This window comes from Sphingosinicella sp. (assembly GCF_052387495.1).
In the GTDB taxonomy this organism is placed as follows: domain Bacteria; phylum Pseudomonadota; class Alphaproteobacteria; order Sphingomonadales; family Sphingomonadaceae; genus Allosphingosinicella.
In genome coordinates, this window is the sequence record NZ_JBQTJC010000057.1 from 1 (window position 1) to 4355 (window position 4355).

Annotated in this window: 3 protein-coding genes; 1 reads left to right on the top strand and 2 read right to left on the bottom strand. The window is 67.6% G+C overall.

Annotation, left to right across the window (positions count from 1 at the left end; genetic code table 11):
• Positions 1-492, bottom strand: a 492-nt coding sequence (locus tag ACT4N8_RS03265; RefSeq protein WP_444856707.1) for a YdeI/OmpD-associated family protein, incomplete at its 3' end; no start/stop codon positions are given.
• A 230-nt stretch (positions 493-722) separates the two neighbouring features.
• Complete coding sequence (locus tag ACT4N8_RS03270; RefSeq protein ID WP_444856708.1) at positions 723-1847, bottom strand: PepSY-associated TM helix domain-containing protein; 1125 nt, start codon at positions 1845-1847, stop codon at positions 723-725.
• Positions 1848-2038: 191 nt separating this feature from the next.
• Here ACT4N8_RS03270 and ACT4N8_RS03275 point away from each other — a divergent pair, with 191 nt between their 5' ends.
• The gene (locus ACT4N8_RS03275) at positions 2039-4183 is read left to right on the top strand and encodes a TonB-dependent receptor (protein WP_444856709.1); all 2145 of its coding nucleotides are present in this window, start codon (positions 2039-2041) and stop codon (positions 4181-4183) included.
• The last annotated feature ends 172 nt before the right edge of the window (positions 4184-4355 follow it).

Here is a 4355-nt window from a genome sequence, read left to right on the forward strand (position 1 = left end):
GGCGATCTTACGTCCGGCGGCACTGTCCTCGATCAGAGACGCGAGCCGCTTCGCGCGAGTCTCCGGCCGCTTCGCGCTGGTCACCCAATGGAGCACGACCTTGCGGTAGCCCGGCGGCCGGTTCTCCCAATCGGCCCAGGCGGCTTTGTTGTGCCTGAACTCGGCCGTCTCGGTCTCGGTCAGCTCCTTGAGCTGATTCTCATAGGCGTAGACGCCGGTCTTGCCCTTATTCTCCTCATAGGCCCGAACGCCCGCCGGGGTCATTTGACCCACCTTGGTCAGCGCGTCGTAGCGGGCGACGTTGACCTTCGACCAGATGCTGCCCTTGCGCCGCGGCGTGAAGCGGATCGTATAGGCCTCGTCGCCCAGCGACCGTCTGACCCCGTCGATCCAGCCGAAGCACAAAGCCTGGTCGCGCGCTTGCGGCCAGTCGATCGATGGCCTGCCCGTGCCCTTCTTCCAGAAGCCGACGAGCAGTTCGGGCGCGCGCATGGTGCGCCGCCAACCAGCGGCGGAAGTCCGCCCCGGTCGCGAAGTAGGTGGGTTCCGTCACGAACGCGGCCTACCCCAAAACGTCGTCCCGGCGAAGGCCGGGATCCCGGGACAAGAAGTTACTCCGGACTCCACGAGACCCCGGCCTTCAGCCTTCGGCTGAAGTTTACCCTGAGCGCCTGGCTTGCAGGTAGTCGAAGGGCCGGGGTGACGAGGATTTATTCCGCCGGCTACGGCTTGAGCTTGCCGGCCTTTCGCTTCTCCGCGAGTTTCGACCGCCAGCCGCGGCTGCGCAGCCACATGACGATGCCGGTGATCGCGAGCAGGGCCGGAATGATGCCGCCGACGAAGATGACGATCTGCCAGCCCAGGCCCATCCCGGTGCCGTCGTGCCAGCGCCGCATCGTCCGCGCGGTCGTCTCGGGACGCGGCGGGCGGGGCGGCGTGACCTCGCCGCTCGCGTCGGCGATCTCGACCTCGGCCGGGCCGCCCGCGCGCGCGAAGGCGATCTTCCATTCCGGCGCCTGATCGGTCGGCCAGGTGATCGTGACGAGCTCGCCAGTCGCGTGCGGCCGGGCGGCGGCGAGCGCGGCCTCCGGCATCATCGCCGTCCGCGCGAGCGGCCGCGGGGTCGCGCGCCGCGCCCCGCCGCCCTTTGGCGCCGGCCGGGTCGCCTCGAACTGGCTGAACACGCTCGGGAAGGAGATCCAGAAGCCGGTGAAGCTCAGCATCGCCAGCGGGACCATGATCCAGAAGCCCATCTGGTGATGCAGATTGGCGTTGGTGGAATTCTGCCTTTTCCAGCGAAAGCCCCGCCGCACGCTTCCGGTCACCGGCCACCACAGCCAGATGCCGGTCAGGCAGGAGACGAACATGAAGACGCCGACCCAGCCGACGATCGTCCGCCCCCAGCCGGGCACCATCAGGCTGCCGTGGAGGACATGGAGCACGCGTACGCCGCCCGCATCGCTCGACGCGGTATCGAGCACGCGCGCGTCGGCGGGATCGAGCCAGACATTGGTGCGAAGCGGTCGACCTCCGCCCTCGCGCGGCGACTGCATCGCCGAGACCATCACCGGCCCCGCGCCGCCTTCGGGATAGCGGATGCTAGCGACCTGCTCGCCGGGGGCGAGCGCCGCCTGCGCCGCCGCGGCATAGGCCGAGGCCGGGAGCGCCGCCTCGCCGCTCTTGACCGCGTAGCGCTGCGGGTTGAGCGTCTCGTCGAGCCAGTCGTGCCAGACCAGGGCCGATCCGGTCAGCGAGATCGGGATGATCAGCACCGCGAGCAGCAGCCCGACCCATTTGTGCACCGAAAACCAGATGCCGCGCAGGCGCATCACCGTCGATTGAGCCACTCACGTCCCCTCAAAGCCGTTTCGCCGCACCTTAAAGGTCTATTGAGAATGGATTGCAACAGAGAGCTTGTATCAAATCGTCGCCGGGGCTCGCCCGAATGCGGACCGCGCCCGCGATGCACGCGATGATTGCTATTGCGAGTAATTCGCATCCTCACTATGCCCGGGCAAAAGCTGACAAGGGGCATCCGATGACTTTCCGTTCCGTTTCCCTCGCCGCGCTCGGCTGCGCGCTCGCCACCCCCGCCTTCGCCGCGGAGGACGGGGCGTCCGGCGCGGTCGCGGCCGAAGACGCGGAGCTTCAGGGCGCGAGCTCGGGCGGGGTCATCGTCGTCACCGGCACGCGCGACGGCTACGGCGCCGATTCGACCCGCACGGCGACGCGTACCGACACGCCCCTGGTCGACGTGCCCCAGGCGGTCAGCGTCGTCACCGAACGCCAGATCGAGGATCAGGCGATGCGCTCGATCGCCGACGTGCTTCGCGCGGTTCCCGGGACGATGATCGGCCAGGGCGAGGGCCATCGCGACCAGGTCACGATCCGCGGCAACAACTCGACCGCCGACTTCTTTGTCGACGGCCTACGCGACGACATCCAATATTACCGACCGCTCTACAATCTCCAGCGCGTCGAGGTCTTGCGCGGCCCGAACGCGATGATCTTCGGGCGCGGCGGCGGCGGCGGCGTCATCAACCGCATCACCAAGGTCCCGCTGTTCGAGAGCCGAATCGGCGCCAGCGCCTCGGTCGACACGTTCGGCGCGTGGCATGTCGATGCCGATCTCAACCAGCCGCTCTCCGCCCAGGTCGCCGCGCGCTTCAACGCCGTCTACGAGGAGTTCGCCAACCATCGCGACCAATATGACGGGCGGCTGATCGCCGCCAACCCGACGCTCCGCTTCCTCCCCGGTCCGGATACGGGGATCAACCTGTCCTACGAATATGTCGACGACGAGCGCGTCGTCGACCGGGGCATTCCCTCCGAGAACGGGCGGCCGCTGAGCGGTTTTCGCGACACGTTCTTCGGCGCGCGCGGCGATAACGAGCTCGGCTTCGAAGGACATATTCTGCGCGGCACGCTCGAGCATCGCTTCACGCCCGCGCTCACCCTGGTAAGCCGGCTGCTCTATGCGGACTATGACAAATTCTATCGCAACGCCTTCGCCGCCAGCGCCGTGCGGCCGGGCGGCGGCGGGCGCGTCGTCGACGTCGAGGCCTATTTCGATTCCTTCCAACGCGAGAATCTGTTCAGCCAGAACGACCTCGTCTGGGAGGTGACCACAGGAGCGCTCAACCACACCCTGCTCGCCGGCTTCGAATATGGCCGGCAGGAAACCGGCAACCAGCGGCTCAACGGCTTCTTCGATTCGGGCGTGCCGACGACCTCGGGCGGGCGCCGCACCACGGTTGGGTTGGCCGATCCGATCGTGATCCCGCCGATCACCTTCAGGCCCGGCACCGGTCAGCGCTCCACCGAGAGCGAGGCCGACATCCTCGCTTTCTACCTGCAAGACCAGATCGAGATCGGGCCGTTCGAGATCGTGGCCGGCCTTCGCTACGACCGCTTCGACCTCGAGGTCGCCGATCTCATCAGCGGCGCCGCGACCGCGCGGACCGACAATCTCTGGTCGCCGCGACTGGGGCTCGTCTTCCATCCGGTCGATCAGGTCTCGCTCTACGCGAGCTTCAGCCGCTCCTATCTCCCCCAGTCCGGAGACCAGTTCAATTCGCTCGACGTCACCGGCGCCAACCTGGCGCCGGAGCGCTTCGACAATTACGAGGTCGGCGCCAAATGGGAGCCACGCGCCGGCCTGCTGTTCTCCGCCGCCGTCTACCAGCTCGACCGCACCAACACCCGCGCCCCCGGCCCGAACCCGGGCCAAATCGTGGTCACCGGCGAGCAGCGCAGCCAGGGGCTCGAGCTGGAGGTTTCCGGCCAGCTCCGTCCGAACTGGCAACTGAGCTTCGGCTATGCGCTGCAGGACGCGGAGATCCGCCGCACCACTTCGGCCGCACCGGCCGGCCGAGAGATTGCCCAAGTGCCGCGCCACCAGCTCGGACTGTGGTCGCGCTACGATCTCTCGCCGCGCTTCGGCTTCGGCCTCGGCCTCCACCACCAGTCGCGCAGCTTCGCCTCGATCAGCAATGCCGTCGAGCTGCCCGCTTACACGCGGGTCGACGCCGCCGTCTTCTTCCGCCTGGCGGAGGGCGTCGAGGCGCAGGTCAACGTCCAGAACGTGCTCGACGAGACCTATTTCCCGACCGCCCACAACGACAACAACATCACCACCGGGGCCCCGATCGGCGCGCGCGGCACGCTGCGCGTGCGATTCTAAAAAGGGCAGCGCGCCCTATTGCAATTCATTCGCATTAGTGACAGTAAGCGGAGGAACGGCTCGCAAGAGCCGCTCAGTGGACGACTCTCCCCATTTGCTCGTTCACTGGCGCCGGCGGGACAGCAGCCGTCACCCCGGCGCCGCGCGTTTAAGGAGGTGGGGAGGAACACGC

Bases quoted from the DNA above. Each gene is read 5' to 3' on its own strand.
- ACT4N8_RS03275 (WP_444856709.1), top strand. From the start codon at position 2,039: ATGACTTTCCGTTCCGTTTCCCTCGCCGCGCTCGGCTGCGCGCTCGCC.